Below are 15004 nucleotides of genomic sequence, written 5' to 3' on the forward strand. Positions count from 1 at the left end.
CGACCGTCGAGGTGTGTTGAGATTCAGGTCAGGCCGAGCCGAGAATGGTGGCTTACGAGGACCAGAGCGGAGCGTACTTGAAGTACGTGAGCACCGGAAGCGCAGGAAGCCGCCATTTGCAGGCCGGCATCACCTGAATATCGACACACCTCAGTGGGCGGCTGTCAGCTTCACGATGATCGGGATAATGGCGATCATCAGCACCACCGGCAGGATGCAGACCGTCACCGGAACCGACATCTTGGCCGGCAGGGCATGCGCCTTCTCCTCGGCCAGCGACATGCGCTTGTGCCGCATCTCGTCGGAAAAGACGCGCAGCGAGCCCGACAGGCTGGTGCCGAGTTCCTTGGATTGCTGCAAGAGCGTGGCGAAGGAGCGAACCTCGTCGAGGCTGAGGCGGTCGGCAAGCGCCTTCAGCGCGTCGTCGAGGCTGCGCCCGGCCCGTAACTCCAGCGACACCAGGATCAGGTTCTGGCTGAGCGACGGATAGGTCCTGGCTAGTTCCTTCGAGACCCGCTCGATGCCGGCCTCCATGCTCATGCCGGCATCGGAGCAGACGATCATCAAATCCATGAAATCGGGAAAGCCGTTGCGGTATTCGCGCATCTTTTCCCGAACCTTCTGCGTCAGCACAAGGCCCGGCAGGAAATAGCCGCCGGCGCCCGACAGGATGATGAAGGTCCAGCGGCTGGTCATGGTCGACTCGGCACTTGCCGCCCAATGGTTGATCAGGAATGCGCCGAGCGCCGCGCCGACCAGGGTGGTGAAACGGATCAGGAAGAACATGCCGACGGCGCGCGGCTCCATATAGCCGGCCTGGATCAGCTTCAAGCGCAGCCGCGCGACGTTTTCCGGGTCGCTCTTGGCGTAGAACTCCTGCGCCCGTTTCACCGCCTTCTCGCGCACGGCATTGGTGCTCTTCTTGGGCGCGGGCTCCGCCCGCTCTGCCGGCTGCAATATCTCGACCTTCAGCCGGCGCTTGACTTCGCCGCGACCGCCCTTGGCGAGCACCAGCGGCCAGGCGACGGCGCCGCCGCCCAGCACGAGAAGCAGCACCGCAACCGGCACCAGCGAGGTGGGCGCGAGCGAGGCGAGGAAGCGGATGACGTCTTCCATCTCAGAACCTGAAATTCGACATCTTGAACATGATGGCGTTGCCGAGCAGCAGCCAGGCGATGGAGCCGCCCAGCATGTACCAGGTCTTCGGCACGTCCCAGACATCCTGATAGAACTGCGGCATCAGCACCATGATGGCGGTGAACAACAGCACCGGCACCGCGGTCAGGATGTAGGCCGACATGCGCCCTTCCGTCGAAATGGCGCGCACCTTGCGGCGCAGCTTGCCGCGGTCGCGGATCGTCGCCGACAGGCCGTCGAGGATCTCGCGCAGATTGCCGCCCGAACTGCTCTGGATCGACACCGCAGTGACGAACAGCGGCAGGTCCTCATGCCCCACCCGGTCGAAAAGATTGTTCAGCGCCGAGACCAGGTCGGAGCCATAGGTCACCTCGTCGGCGACGACGCCGAACTCGGTGCCGATCGGATCGGCCATTTCGCGCGCCACCATGGCAATCGCCACCGGCACCGGATGGCCGGCCTTCAGGCCGCGCGTGATCAGCTCCAGCGCCTCCGGCAGTTGCATCCCGAAACGCTTGTGCCGGCGCTTGCGCATGAAGCGCATGACCATCACCGGCAAGACCGGCAGCAGCACGACGAGCAGGATGAGGCCGAACAGGAGCGGCAGGCCCTTCCAGATGCCTAAAAGCGCCAGTGCCGCGGCCACGCCCGAGGTGATCATCAGGAACTTCGGCAGCGGCGTGGTCATGCCGGACTGCGTGCGCAGGGCGTGGAAGCGGTCGAGGGAAAAGATGGAGCCGCGGCCGTCGATCCCGCGCTCCTTGCGCAGTTGGATCAGCACCTGCTCCTGGCTGATCTTGTTTTCCGCGAGCTTCATGCGGCGGTTGATGGCCGTGCGCTTGTCGCTGCGCCCGGCATAAAGCAAATAAAGGCCCTCGGCGATCATGATGCCGGTGAGCGCCGCGGCGGCGTAAACGACATAGACCGGGCTGAATCCCTCGAACACCGGTCTAGTCCTGCGGCCGGCCGGGCTCGAAATACTTGCCCGGGAATTCGATGCCCATGTTGCGCAGGTCTTCGAGGAAACGCGGGCGGATGCCGGTCGCTTCGAAATGGCCGAGGATCTTGCCGTCCGCCTCCATGCCGGTGCGCACGAAGCGGAAGATCTCCTGCATCTGGATGACGTCGCCTTCCATGCCGGTCACTTCGGCGACGCTGGTCACCTTGCGCTTGCCGTCGGAAAGGCGTGTCAGCTGGACGATGATGTCGATGGCGCTGGAGATCTGGCTGCGGATCGACTGCACGGTCATCGGCATGCCGGTCATGCCAAGCATCTGCTCCAGACGCGAGATGGCGTCACGCGGCGTGTTGGCATGGATGGTGGCCATCGAGCCTTCATGGCCGGTGTTCATCGCCTGCAGCATGTCGAAGGCTTCCTCGCCGCGGCACTCGCCGAGGATGACGCGATCGGGCCGCATGCGCAGCGCGTTCTTGACCAGGTCGCGCTGCTTCAATTCGCCATGGCCCTCGATATTGGCCGGGCGCGTTTCCATGCGCGCGACATGCGGCTGCTGCAATTGCAACTCGGCCGCGTCCTCGATGGTGATCAGGCGCTCGTCTTCCGGAATGAAGGCCGACAAAGCGTTGAGCATCGTCGTCTTGCCGGTGCCGGTGCCGCCGGAGATGATCGTGGTCTTGCGGGCATGCACGGCCGCCGCCAGCACTTCGGCCATGTTCTGGGTGATGGCGCCGAATTCGACCAGCTTGTGCAAGCCGAGCTTGTTCTTGGAGAATTTGCGGATCGACACCAGCGGCCCGTCGACGCTGACCGGGCGGATCGCCGCGTTGAAGCGCGAACCGTCGAGCATGCGGGCGTCGACCATCGGCTGCGATTCATCGACGCGACGGCCGACCGCCGCGACAATTTTATTAATGATTCGAAGCAGATGCGCCTCATCCTTGAACGGAATGTGGACCTGCTGCAGCTTGCCGCGCCTTTCGACGAAGCAGTTCTCATGGCCGTTGATCAGGATATCGTTGATCTCGGGGTCCTTGAGCAGCGGCTCGAGCGGGCCGAGGCCGACCATTTCGTCGACGATATCGTCGACCAGCGAGTCGAGCTCGGCGATGTTGATCGCCATCCGCTCCTCGCGCGTCTTTTCCGAAACGAATTCATGCACCTGCCGGCGCATTTCATCCCGGGGCAGCCGCTCAAGCGCCACGAGGTTGATTTCTTCGAGTAGCATGCGATGGATGCGCACGCGTGCGTCCAGCACCTTGTTGGCGTTTTTTGCAGGCGCTGCCTCAGGCCGCGGCGGCGCCGGCTTGCGGGTCGTCGGGATGACGACAGCATTGTGCGCGACGGGCGCGGGTTCCGGCGCCCGCTGCGGACGGACGTCGCGGCTCTGCAGGTTGGAAAAGCGACTGTTCATCCTGCCTTCCTCTTCAGCAAGCCCTTGCCCAGGCCGAACAGCGACTTCGACTTGACCGCCGTCTGGACGGCCTCCTCCGGCAGGATGATCTTCTTCAGGTCGTTGACGACATTGGCGTTGGGGTCGATGGCGTGCAGCGGCACGCCGCGGTCGACGGCCTCGCGCACCAGCCGGTAATTGTTGGAGATGCCGCCGACGAAATGCTCGCCGAGTATCTCCTGAACGTCGGCCTGCTTGATGCCGCTGTCGAACATCTTCTGCTCGAAGCGATTGACGATGACGTTGGGCTTCACTTCCTTGCCGGCTGTCTCATAGACTGCCTGGATGAGACGCTGCGTATGACGCAGGCAGGGCACCGTCATCTCGGCGACGATATAGAGCTTGTTCGACCCAAGCAGCACCGTCTCGGTCCAGGGGAACCAGGTGCGCGGCATGTCGATGACGACGTTGTCGAAATAAGCCGCGACGAGATCGAGCATACGCACCACGACATCGGTCTTGAACGAGCGCATGTCCGAAGGGCGCGTGGGAGCGGCAAGCACGCACAGCCCACTCGCATGCTTGGACAGCATCACGTCGAGCAACTGCCGGTCGAGGCGCTCCGGCTGGTTCTCGATTTCGGTGATGTCGAAGCGCGGTTCGAGGTCGAGATACTCGGCGCAGGCGCCCTGCTGGAAATTGAGGTCTACGACGCAGGTCGATGCGCCGCGCGTCACCGAATGATGCAGCTGGAAAGCCGTCTGCAGGGCCAGCGTGGTGGTGCCGACGCCGCCGGCGGCCGGCATGAAGGTATAGATATGCGATTCGGTGTTCTCTTCCCGCCCCGGTCCCTGCAGCGCACGGATGACGGAACGCACGAGGTCGGCCGTGGTGATCGGCTTGACCAGGAAATCGGCGACCTTAAGCTGCACCAGGATGCGCACCGCCGCGGCGTTGAATTCCTGGGTCACGACGACCACCGGAACGCTGCCTTCCAGACGCCGCATGACGCGCTGCAGCGACTCGATCTCCTCGAGCTTGGCCGCGTCCATGTCGACGATGACCGTGCCGAAGTCTGTCTCGAGGATCTCGCCGCGCAGCTCGTTGACGCTCTTTTCCAGCGTCAGAAGCTCGATGACCTCGGAGGCCGCGAAAGCCGTACGCGTGTCTTGCAAAAATGTCCTGTCCGTCGAAACGAGCAGGATCTTCTTTGTCTTGCTGCCAGATGCCATCGGCGTCAGCCCATCAGTCCGATGTCGTTGATGATGATGATGTCGTCGATGACGACCCGGAGCCGGCTTTCGCACCGACGGCGGTGCTCCCGGAACCCGGACGCTGGGCCGGCACCAGGAGCTTTGTGTTCTGGACGCCATACTTCCATGGATCGACCATCTGCATGGCGGTGTTGGACGCCTGCGCGTTGCCGGCAGCCAGCGTCACCCCTTCCGCGCGCATGTAGTCGTCGCTGGTGCAACCGCTGGCGAAACCGGCCAGGAGCAGAGCAATGCAAGAAAGGCTGCGCATGGCCTTAGTCCTTCGGCAGGTCGAGGAAGTGGCCGGACGTGGCGGCAGCCACCGGGCGGGCGGCGCTGCCGTCCGCCAGTGCCACCGGGCGCTTCGGCGCCGAAGCGTCCACTTCGTCCGTGTTGTTCAGAAAGTAATCGGCGGGACTTGCCGGCTGGGTGCCATCGGTCGGCTCGACCATCTTCTTCGAGGGATCGACCGGCTTGACCAGGTAAGGCGTGACGATGATGACCAGATCGGTCTCGCGCCGCTGATAGGATTTCGACGAGAACAGCGGACCGAGCACCGGCAGCTTGCCGATCCCCGGCACCCGTGATGTCGTGATGTCGTTCTGCGACTGCAGAAGGCCGGCGATCATGAAGCTCTGGCCGTTCTTGAGGTCGACCGATGTCCTGGCGCGGCGCACGATGAAGGCCGGAATGGAAATGCCGCTGCTGACCTGGATCGAAGCGGACGGGTCGATCGAGGACACTTCCGGCGCGATGTCGAGGCTCACCAGCCCGTCCTTCAGCACCGTCGGGGTGAAATCCAGGCCGACGCCGTATTTCTTGTAGGTGACGCTGATCTTGCCATTGTCTTCGGAAACCGGGATCGGGAACTCGCCGCCGGCAAGGAAGCTCGCCGTCTGGCCCGAACGCGCGATCAGGTTCGGCTCGGCCAGCCGCCGCGCCAGACCGCGTTCCTCCAGCGCCTTGATGGCGATGTCGATCGAAACGCCGTTCGACAAGAGGCTGCCGATGATCTCACCGGTTCCGGCCCCCGTCACGCTTCCCCCATCCGGGTTCAGCACGACTTTGCGGTTGCCTATGCCATAGGCGAAATTGGCGCTGTATTTAGCGCCGAGGTCCTGACCGGCCTGACGGTTGATCTCGACGAAGCGGACGTTGAGCTGCACCTGCTGCGAGGACGAGATGTTGACCGAGTTGATGACTTCCTCGTTGCCGGAAAAGCGCGACGCGATCTTGCTGGCCTTGTCGGCGGCGACCGCGTCGTCGGCCTCGCCCGACAGCACCACGCGGCCGTTCGCTGAACCGACCTTGATCTTGGCGTCGGGCACGCTGGCGCGGATGGTGCTGGCCAACTGGTCGGTATCCAGCGTCACCTCGATGTCGATGGTGCCGACAAGCTGCTTGTTCTGGTCGAAGAGCGCGATGCCTGTGGTGCCCAGATTGTTGCCGAGCACATAGAATGACTTGTCGGTCAGCGGATTGACGTTGGCGATCTCCGGATCGCCGATGACGATCTGGTAGAAGGCGGCGCTCGTCATGATCGTCTTCGGCTTGCCCTTGGCGACCTTGATCGAAGCGTTCTTGTTCGCCGAGACATAGACGACGTCATTGTCCGCCCTTGCCGGCGCGGCGACGCCAAGCATTGCCGCCGCCAGCGCGATCGCGCCGAGAAGGCGCCATCCCCCGGTCGTCCGAAATACATCAAACCCGAACATCTTGCCCCGTCCCCGCCGGTCCCCACCGGCTATTGCTGCAGTTCCTGCGGCGGTTCCCGTGAAGGAACCTTGTATTCCTCGACCTTGTCGCCGCGCGTCACGATCACCGTCTTGAATTTCGGCTCGTCCTGGTCCTTCGTCACCGCATTGACGAGCGAGGCGGCGCTCGCTTGCGTGCTTGCGGCAACCGAACCGCCGAAGGACGAGATGGTCGTGAGCCCGCTTTTGCTGGCGCTGGCGTCGGCTGCGGAACGCAAGGACAGTGACAAGGTGCCGACGGTGCGGGCGAGCGCCACTTTCTGCGCCCCTTCGTTGGTCACCTCGATGGTCACGGAATTGGCGATCTGCGGCTCGGTCTTGCGTTCGTCAGCGCCCTGCCCGACCGAAAGCACCTTGGCGTCGGAGACGACGACCTCCGAGGTCACCGTCGAGCCGGCTGCTCCCAGCGCATTCTTGGACACTTCCTGGATGTCTCCGGCGTCACGCGTCAAAACGACGTCGACGCGGTCTCCCGGCGTGATGAAGCCGCCGACGCCGGCGATCTCGTCGGTGCGGATGGTGACGGCCCGCATTCCCGGCGACAGCATGTTGGAAAGGGTGGCGCGGCCGTTCGGTCCCGACAGCTTGGCGAGCAGCACCGGTTCGTTGACCTCGATCGGCGACAGCACGACCCGGCTGCCGTCCGCAAGCAGCTTGTCGATGGTCGGAAAAGCGCCCTGCGGCAGGGAATCCTGCGGCCACGGGATCTCGGCGAGTTGCGCCCGCCCAAGCTCCATGCCGTAGCGCAGCGGCGCTTGAGCCACCACGATGGTCTTGAACTCGACCTTGGGCTGCTGCGGGGCTTCGACCGTGACGACCTTGACCTCGGGCTGAGCCTTCGCCTGGCTCTTGACCCAGAAATCCGCCGCAAAGATCGAGATCGCGCCGAAGACGGCGGCGATGCCGATCATGGTTATGGCCCTGCCCCTCACAACGAAACCCCTGACGCCCGTGGTCTTTTGTTAGTTAGGCCTCACGCTAGGCGTCATTGTTAAAGAATCAGGAATCCCACCACCCGCCGATCGCCCTATTTCGGCCGGCTTGGTTATCGAATGGTTTTGGAATAAGAGACAGTTTGATCCCTGAACGGAACAGGAACTCGTTCGCCCGCCAAAAGCGTGGCAGTATCGAGACGTGATTCGCATTACCGGACGCTAGGCCCAGCATGGACGACAGCAACGACCTCTTCGGCAAGATGGAAAAACCGGCGCAGCCGGTGCGCGCGCCCTCGCGGCCCGCCGATCCGCTGGTGCAGGCCGCGAAGCGTTCGACCGCCGCCCGCGACGGCAGCGAAAGCTACAGCGCCGCCGACATCGAGGTGCTGGAAGGGCTGGAGCCGGTGCGGCGCCGTCCGGGCATGTATATCGGCGGCACCGACGACAAGGCGATGCATCACCTGTTCGCCGAGGTCATCGACAATTCGATGGACGAAGCTGTGGCCGGCCACGCCACCTTCATCGACGTCGAGCTTTCCGCCGACGGCTTCCTGACCGTCACCGACAATGGCCGCGGCATCCCGGTCGATCCGCATCCGAAATTCAAGAAGCCGGCGCTCGAAGTCATCATGACGACGCTGCATTCGGGCGGCAAGTTCGACTCCAAGGTCTACGAGACCTCCGGCGGCCTGCATGGCGTCGGCGTCTCGGTCGTCAACGCGCTGTCCGACCACCTCGAGGTCGAAGTCGCGCGGGGTCGCCAACTTTACCGCCAGCGTTTTTCCCGCGGCGTCCCGGTCAGCGGTCTCGAGCATCTCGGCGAGGTCCACAACCGCCGCGGCACGAGGACCCGCTTCCATCCCGACGAGCAGATTTTCGGCAAGGGCGCCGCCTTCGAACCGGCGCGGCTTTACCGCATGACACGCTCGAAAGCCTATCTGTTCGGCGGTGTCGAGATCCGCTGGACCTGCGATCCGTCGCTGATCAAGGACAAGGACCAGACGCCGGCCAAGGCCGAGTTCCATTTCCCCGGCGGCCTCAAGGATTATCTCAAGGCGTCGCTCGGCGACGAATTCCAGGTCACGCGCGAGGTCTTCGCCGGCAAGAGCGACAAGCAGGGCGGCCACGGTTCGCTCGAATGGGCGGTGACCTGGTTCGGCGGTGACGGTTTCCTCAACTCCTACTGCAACACCATTCCGACCCCTGAAGGCGGCACGCATGAGGCCGGGTTCCGCAACGTGCTGGCGCGTGGATTGCGCGCCTATGCCGACCTCATCGGCAACAAGCGCGCCTCGATCATCACCACCGAGGACGTGATGATCTCGGCCGCCGGCATGCTGTCCGTGTTCATTCGCGAGCCGGAATTCGTCGGCCAGACCAAGGACAGGCTGGCGACGATCGAGGCGATGCGCATCGTCGAAAACGCCATCCGCGACCCGTTCGACCACTGGCTGGCCGACAATCCGCAGGAAGCCTCGAAGCTTCTCGAATGGGTCATCGCGCGCGCCGATGAGCGCGTGCGGCGCCGCCAGGAAAAGGAAGTCTCGCGCAAGAGCGCGGTGCGCAAGCTACGCCTTCCGGGCAAGCTCGCCGATTGCACGCAGAACGCCGCCGCCGGCGCCGAGATCTTCATCGTTGAGGGCGACTCGGCCGGCGGCTCGGCCAAGCAGGCGCGCGACCGCGCCAGCCAGGCGGTTCTGCCGCTGCGCGGCAAGATCCTCAACGTCGCCTCCGCCGGCAACGACAAGCTTGCCGCCAACCAGCAGATTTCCGACCTGACCCAGGCGCTCGGCTGCGGCACGCGCTCGAGATACCGCGACGAGGACCTGCGCTACGACCGCGTGATCATCATGACCGACGCCGACGTCGACGGCGCGCATATCGCTTCGCTGTTGATCACCTTCTTCTACCAGGAGATGCCGAACCTGATCCGCGGCGGCCATCTCTACATGGCCGTGCCGCCGCTCTATTCGATCCGGCAGGGCGGCAAGGTCGGCTATGCCCGCGACGACGCGCACAAGGACGAATTGCTGCGCACCGAGTTCACCGGACGCGGCAAAGTCGAGATCGGCCGCTTCAAGGGCCTGGGCGAGATGATGGCCTCGCAGCTCAAGGAGACCACGATGGATCCGAGGAAGCGCACGCTTCTGAGGGTCGACGTGATCGACGCCGAGCAGGCCACCAAGGATGCCGTCGACGCGCTGATGGGCACCAAGCCCGAGGCGCGCTTCCGCTTCATCCAGGAGCGCGCCGAATTCGCCGAGGCGGACGTGCTGGATATCTGATCGCCTGCTGGTCCATAACAATCTCCGGCACGGAGAACCGATGTGACCTGGACGCGGTTGAACGAGCTTGTCGAGACGACGCTAAGCGGTCTGACGCAGCCGACCCGTTCGGACTGGATTTTTGCCCTGCGCACGGTTTCGGCCGGGCTGATCGCGCTGCTTGCCGCCTACGCGCTGAAGCTCGACCATCCGCAATGGGCGATGATGACGGTCTTCATCGTCGCGCAGCCGGTTGCCGGCATGGTGCTGGCAAAAGGCTTCTACCGGCTGCTCGGCACGTTGGCCGGCGGCCTGGCGGCAGTCGGCATCACATCGCTGTTCGGCGCCAATCCCTGGCTGTTGGTGAGCGTGCTGGCGCTCTGGATCGGCGTCTGCACGCTGGTCTCGTCGCTGCTGCGCAACCCGGAAGCCTATGGCGCCGCGCTTGCCGGCTACACCGCGATGATCATCAGCCTGCCGGCCCTCGGACAGCCGCACATCGTCGTCGACCTGGCGATCGCGCGCTGCGCCGAGATCGTGCTCGGCATCGTCTGCGCAGGCGTCACCAGCCGGCTGATCCTGCCGAAGCTCGCGGCCGACGCCATCATCTCCAGGCTGAAGCGCAGCATCCTCGACCTCGCCGAATATGCGTCCGGCGCTTTTTCCGGTGGCGATCCGGCAAGCCTTGCCGCGCTCCAGCGCAAGCTGATCACCGATGCCCAGACGCTCGCCGAGATGCGCACCTATGCGCGACTGGAGGCGCCGAGCTTCGCCACCCGCGCGCATCCGGTGCGGCGCACGATCGGCCAGCTGCTGTGGGCGCTTTCGGCGGCGCGCGCGCTGCATAGCCACCGCGCGCCGAGGAATGCGGCGCTCATCCCGATGCGCCGCGAGTTGAAAGCCTTCGTCGGCGAGTTGGCGGCGACGCCCGGCGCGCTCGAAGACACGGCCCCCTGGGTCGCCCGGCTCGACGCGATCGCCGGCAAGGCCAGGGAGATGCCCGACCTGCCCAAAGATACCAACCCAAACGATGCCGGCCCCAACGATACCGGTGAAGACAAGGTCGGCACCATCACCCGCCTGACCATTGCCGGCGATTTCGCCGAGGCGCTTAAGCAGGTGATGCGCGGGCTTGACGCGCTTCGCTCGCCCGCCTCCCGGAAATCGAGCGATCGAGGCCAGCCGGCGCTGGTCGTCCACCGCGACTACCAGGCCGCATGGCGAAACGCCGTGCGCGCCACGCTCGCGACATTGCTCGTGGCGATCTTCTGGCTGACGACCAAATGGTCGGAGGCCGCAGGCACCGTCATCCTCGTCGCCGTCGTCTCCAGCCTGTTCGCGGCGCGTCCGGATCCGGTGCAGTCCGCCTGGGGTTTCTTCACCGGGACGCTGATCGCGCTGCCCTTCGCGTTCCTCGTCGGCCAGGTCGCGCTGCCGGCGCTGCCCGGCTTCGGCTGGTTCACGCTCTTTGTCGTGCCGATCCTGGTGCCGGCGGCGCTCGGCATGGCCAATCCGCGCCATGTCGGCGTCGCCACCGCCTTCGCCATCAACTTCCTCGCCTTCCTCAGCCCGCATCAGCAGATGGTCTACGATCCAGGGGCGTTCTTCGCCGGCTCGGCGTCGATCCTGGTCGGCATCCTGATTGCCATCGGCGTCTTCATCGTCGTGCTGCCTGCCGATCCCCGGGTCACCGTGGAGCGCATCTCGCAGGCGATGCGCGAGGATCTCGCGCGGCTTTGCCTGCATGAACGGGTACCCCGGCGCTCGGCCTTCGAAAGCCTCGCCTATGACCGGATCAACCAGTTGATGCCGCAGGTGCAGCGGACGGGCCGCAAGGGCGACCCCGTCCTTGGCGGAAGCATCGCCGCCGTCACCGTAGGGCTGGAGGTGCTGCGGCTGCGCCACGCGCAACTGAACTCTGCCGTCCCGCACGAGACGGTCGAGTCCATCGGCAATTTCCTGCGCGGCCTGGCGCGCGAATTGCTGTTTAGACGGCCGGAAGAGCCGCAGACCGCGACCGTCGCGGTGGCGAGGCGATATGCGGCCAACATCGCCCAACGCAGCGATCGGCTCGAAATGCTGCAGATCGCCGCCTCGCTGCGCATCATCGCCGCGGCGATGGAAGACTATCCGGATTTCTTTGCGAAGGGTCGTGCTTGAACAATTCGGGGCGTGCCGCGTTTCAGATCGAACCGTTTCAGGAACGGTTCCTTGTTGGACAGGTCGATACTTTTTAGGGTGGACACATGGCGCTCAAACGGATGGACAACATCGGAATCGTCGTCGAGGACCTCGACGCGACGATCGATTTCTTTCGCGAGCTCGGCCTCGAGCTCGAGGGGCGGGCCACGATCGAAGGAGAATGGGCCGGACGTGTCACGGGACTTAGCGATCAGCACGTCGAGATCGCCATGATGCGCACGCCGGACGGCCACAGCCGGCTCGAGTTGTCCCGCTTCCTCAGGCCGACTGTCGTCGCGGATCACCGCAACGCCCCGGTGAATGCCCTGGGCTACCTCCGTGCCATGTTCACCGTGGACGATGTCGACGACACGCTTGAGAGGCTCCGCAAACGCGGCGCCGAGCTCGTCGGCGAAGTGGTCCAGTACAAAGACGCGTATCGGCTCTGCTACATCCGCGGGCCTGGAGGGCTTCTCATCGGGCTCGCCCAAGAACTCGGCTGAGACCTGAGTAAAACTTGCTTTAGGCCGCGGCGATGGCCAGCGCATGTCCGCGCGCGTTCTCGCGCAAGGCGTCGAGATGGATCGACTTCACCAGCCCCGCAAGATCGCCCTCGGCCGATTGGCCGCCGAGTTCCTTCAGCATCAGCCAACTCACTTCCTGCACGCCGGCGACACGCCGGCCATTGGCCACCTCGCGCCAGATTTTCAGCGCGCGCAGGATGATGCCATGCGTCGCCGGCGCAAATCCGGCGCTGCGGAACAGCGCCTGCAGCGCCACGTCGTGCCCGCCAGCGAGAAGCGCGGTCACACGCTGCTCGGACTGCTGAGCCAAAGCCACCAGCGTGGAGCCGAAGAAATCGACCTTGCCATGCGCGATGGTGCGGATGATGAAGCTTGCGGTAAGGTCGCCGCGCAACCTCAGATGCTCGATCAACGCCGCATGCTCTTCCATGCGCGTTCCCTCGATCAGCGTGACCGAGGCCTTCACGCAGGCGTCGCGCATCACGCGGTCGGCGCGCGCCGCCCCCATCATCGCCAGCACCAGCGGCGAACCTTTCAGGGTCTCGCCGAGCTTGACCAAAAGCATGTGCCGGCAATCGGCGGGCAGGCGCTGATCGGCAATCAGCGCCTCACGCACCAGCGGCAGGTGGCCGTGCCGCTCGGCCATGCGGCGAAAACTCAGCGAAGCGATCTCGGCGCCGCTGTTGCCGACCAGCGCGGCGCAGGCTTCCGGCTCGCCGATCTCGGCGATTGCCGCCGCCAGCGACATCGACACGACCGGACGGTTGGCGATCAGCTTCTGCGTCGCCTTCTGGCCGCAGGCGACGCGCTCGACCAGATCGGCATCGGTAAGCAGCGGCGAACGCGCCAGGACCAGCGCGGCCACTTCCGGCTGGTCGGCGGCCAGGGCGCTGATCACCTGCGGCGGCGCGTGATGGCTCATCGACAGCGCCTCGGCAAGCGCCAGGCGCACCTTGGAGGACGCGTCGTCCAGAAGCAGCGTCAGCGCCGCCTCCGCGGCGCACCGATCCTCGAACGGCAGATCGGAATTGATATAGGCACGCGCCAGCGCGCTCGCGGCGGCGGCACGCTCGGAAACCCTTGCCGTATCAATCCACTTTAGAAAGTGCGAAACAACCATACCGACCAGCTACGCCCATGCCGGAATGTTCCCGGCCCCGTTGCGAACGGTAGTCTGGAAATGGTTTACGAACGGTTCACCATGTTTCTTAACCGGCTTGATGGACGCGCGGCCAACGCCTATCAAGCAAGCACATTGGAGGAGATCGACCATGGCCGGGCTTTATCTGGAAGAGTTTGTCGTCGGCCATGTCTTCCACCACACGCTGCGCAAGACAGTGACCGAGAGCGACAACATGCTGTTTTCGGTGATGACGCTGAACCCGCAGCCTTTGCACATCGATTTCGACTTCGCCTCGAAAACCGAATGGGGCAAGCCGCTGGTGAATTCGCTGTTCACGCTCGGCCTGATGATCGGCATTTCGGTGAACGACATCACCGTCGGCACCACAGTCGCCAATCTCGGCATGACGGAGACCGTGTTCCCGCATCCCGTCTTTCACGGCGACACCATCCGGGTCGAGACGACGGTCGTCTCCATGCGCGAGTCCAAGTCGAAACCCGACCGCGGCATCGTCGAGTTCGAGCATCGAGCCTACAATCAGAATGACGTTCTCGTCGCCAAATGCACCCGGCAGGCGATGATGCTTAAGAAGGCGGCCTGATGCGATCGCTGCTGTTCGTGCCTGGCGATTCCGAGCGCAAGCTGGAAAAGGGATTCGAGGCCGGCGCCGACGTGGTCATCGTCGATCTCGAGGATTCCGTCGCCGCTGCGAACAAGGGGGCGGCACGCGCGATCGCAGCCGGGTTTGTCACCAGCCAAAGACACAGGACGGGTTCGGCCATCTATGTGCGGGTCAACGATCTTACCACCGGCCTCACCGACGACGACCTTGCCGCCCTTGTCCCCGCGAAGCCCGACGGCATCATGCTGCCCAAGTCGAACAGCGGGCAGGACGTGCAACAGCTAGCGGCAAAGCTCCGGGTACATGAGGCCGAAAACGGGCTGCCGGACGGCGGCATCAAAGTCCTGCCGATCATCACCGAGACCGCGGCGGGCGTGCTGGCGGCGGCGAGCTATGCTGGAACGAGCGCTCGGCTTGCCGGCCTGACCTGGGGCGCTGAGGATTTGTCCGCCGCGATCGGCGCACGCTCGACCCGCGACGAAAGCGGCCGCTACACAGACGTGTTTCGGCTGGCGCGCACCATGACCATCCTGGCGGCGGGAGCAGCGGAAGTCGCTGCCGTCGACACTGTTTTTCCCGATTTCCGTGACATGGCCGCCTTCGAGACAGAATGCCGCGAGGCCGAGCGCGACGGCTTCACCGGCAAGATGGCGATCCATCCGGCGCAGGTGCCGGTGATCAACGCCGCCTTCACGCCGTCCGCCGAAGCGGTCGGGCGATCGCAGGCGATCGTCGACGCCTTTACGGCGGCGGGAAATCCGGGCGTCGTCGGCATCGACGGCAAGATGTACGACCGGCCGCATCTGCGGCTGGCCGAGCGCTTGCTGGCCCGTGCCAGGGCGGGAGGCAGCCCTGGCTGA

At 64.6% G+C, this 15004-nt stretch carries 13 protein-coding genes; 5 read left to right on the plus strand and 8 right to left on the minus strand.

The window, feature by feature from the left end; genetic code table 11:
- Positions 1 to 150: 150 nt before the first annotated feature.
- The 7 genes from LB572_RS08140 to cpaB are packed head-to-tail and all read right to left on the minus strand — an operon-like array spanning position 151 to position 7406.
- Positions 151 to 1116, minus strand: a complete 966-nt coding sequence (locus tag LB572_RS08140) for a type II secretion system F family protein (RefSeq protein WP_224667365.1) — start codon at positions 1114 to 1116, stop codon at positions 151 to 153.
- A gap of 1 nt (position 1117) precedes the next feature.
- Positions 1118 to 2083 carry a type II secretion system F family protein gene (locus tag LB572_RS34580; protein WP_140807398.1) on the minus strand — a complete coding sequence of 322 codons (966 nt, stop codon included), beginning with the start codon at positions 2081 to 2083 and terminating at the stop codon, positions 1118 to 1120.
- Positions 2084 to 2087: 4 nt separating this feature from the next.
- On the minus strand, positions 2088 to 3509 hold the full coding sequence (locus tag LB572_RS08150; RefSeq protein ID WP_224667366.1) for a CpaF family protein: 1422 nt from the start codon (positions 3507 to 3509) through the stop codon (positions 2088 to 2090).
- Positions 3506 to 4720, minus strand: a complete 1215-nt coding sequence (locus LB572_RS08155) for an AAA family ATPase (RefSeq protein WP_140807400.1) — start codon at positions 4718 to 4720, stop codon at positions 3506 to 3508. Before LB572_RS08155 ends, LB572_RS08150 begins: the two co-directional genes overlap by 4 nt.
- A gap of 13 nt (positions 4721 to 4733) precedes the next feature.
- On the minus strand, positions 4734 to 5012 hold the full coding sequence (locus LB572_RS08160) for a hypothetical protein (RefSeq protein WP_140807401.1): 279 nt from the start codon (positions 5010 to 5012) through the stop codon (positions 4734 to 4736).
- Positions 5013 to 5016: 4 nt separating this feature from the next.
- Complete coding sequence (locus LB572_RS08165) at positions 5017 to 6456, minus strand: type II and III secretion system protein family protein (protein WP_140807402.1); 1440 nt, start codon at positions 6454 to 6456, stop codon at positions 5017 to 5019.
- Positions 6457 to 6485: 29 nt separating this feature from the next.
- Entirely contained in the window at positions 6486 to 7406 is a 921-nt protein-coding gene (gene cpaB / locus LB572_RS08170; protein WP_224667367.1) for a Flp pilus assembly protein CpaB, read from the minus strand.
- Between the two features lie 254 nt (positions 7407 to 7660).
- Here cpaB and parE point away from each other — a divergent pair, with 254 nt between their 5' ends.
- From parE to LB572_RS08185, 3 genes are all read left to right on the plus strand, one after another.
- Positions 7661 to 9715 carry a DNA topoisomerase IV subunit B gene (parE, locus tag LB572_RS08175; protein WP_140807404.1) on the plus strand — a complete coding sequence of 685 codons (2055 nt, stop codon included), beginning with the start codon at positions 7661 to 7663 and terminating at the stop codon, positions 9713 to 9715.
- 42 nt (positions 9716 to 9757) lie between these two features.
- Positions 9758 to 11854 carry an FUSC family protein gene (locus tag LB572_RS08180; RefSeq protein ID WP_224667368.1) on the plus strand — a complete coding sequence of 699 codons (2097 nt, stop codon included), beginning with the start codon at positions 9758 to 9760 and terminating at the stop codon, positions 11852 to 11854.
- An 86-nt stretch (positions 11855 to 11940) separates the two neighbouring features.
- On the plus strand, positions 11941 to 12378 hold the full coding sequence (locus LB572_RS08185; protein ID WP_224667369.1) for a VOC family protein: 438 nt from the start codon (positions 11941 to 11943) through the stop codon (positions 12376 to 12378).
- Between the two features lie 19 nt (positions 12379 to 12397).
- On the opposite strand, the gene LB572_RS08190 is transcribed toward LB572_RS08185, so the two are convergent.
- On the minus strand, positions 12398 to 13519 hold the full coding sequence (locus LB572_RS08190) for a DUF2336 domain-containing protein (protein WP_224667370.1): 1122 nt from the start codon (positions 13517 to 13519) through the stop codon (positions 12398 to 12400).
- A 151-nt stretch (positions 13520 to 13670) separates the two neighbouring features.
- On the opposite strand from LB572_RS08190, the gene LB572_RS08195 reads away from it, so the two are divergent.
- Entirely contained in the window at positions 13671 to 14123 is a 453-nt protein-coding gene (locus LB572_RS08195) for a MaoC family dehydratase (protein WP_224667371.1), read from the plus strand.
- The gene (locus LB572_RS08200) at positions 14123 to 15004 is read left to right on the plus strand and encodes an HpcH/HpaI aldolase/citrate lyase family protein (protein ID WP_224667372.1); all 882 of its coding nucleotides are present in this window, start codon (positions 14123 to 14125) and stop codon (positions 15002 to 15004) included. Before LB572_RS08195 ends, LB572_RS08200 begins: the two co-directional genes overlap by 1 nt.

This window comes from Mesorhizobium sp. BH1-1-5 (assembly GCF_020165615.1).
Taxonomy (GTDB): Bacteria; Pseudomonadota; Alphaproteobacteria; order Rhizobiales; family Rhizobiaceae; genus Mesorhizobium.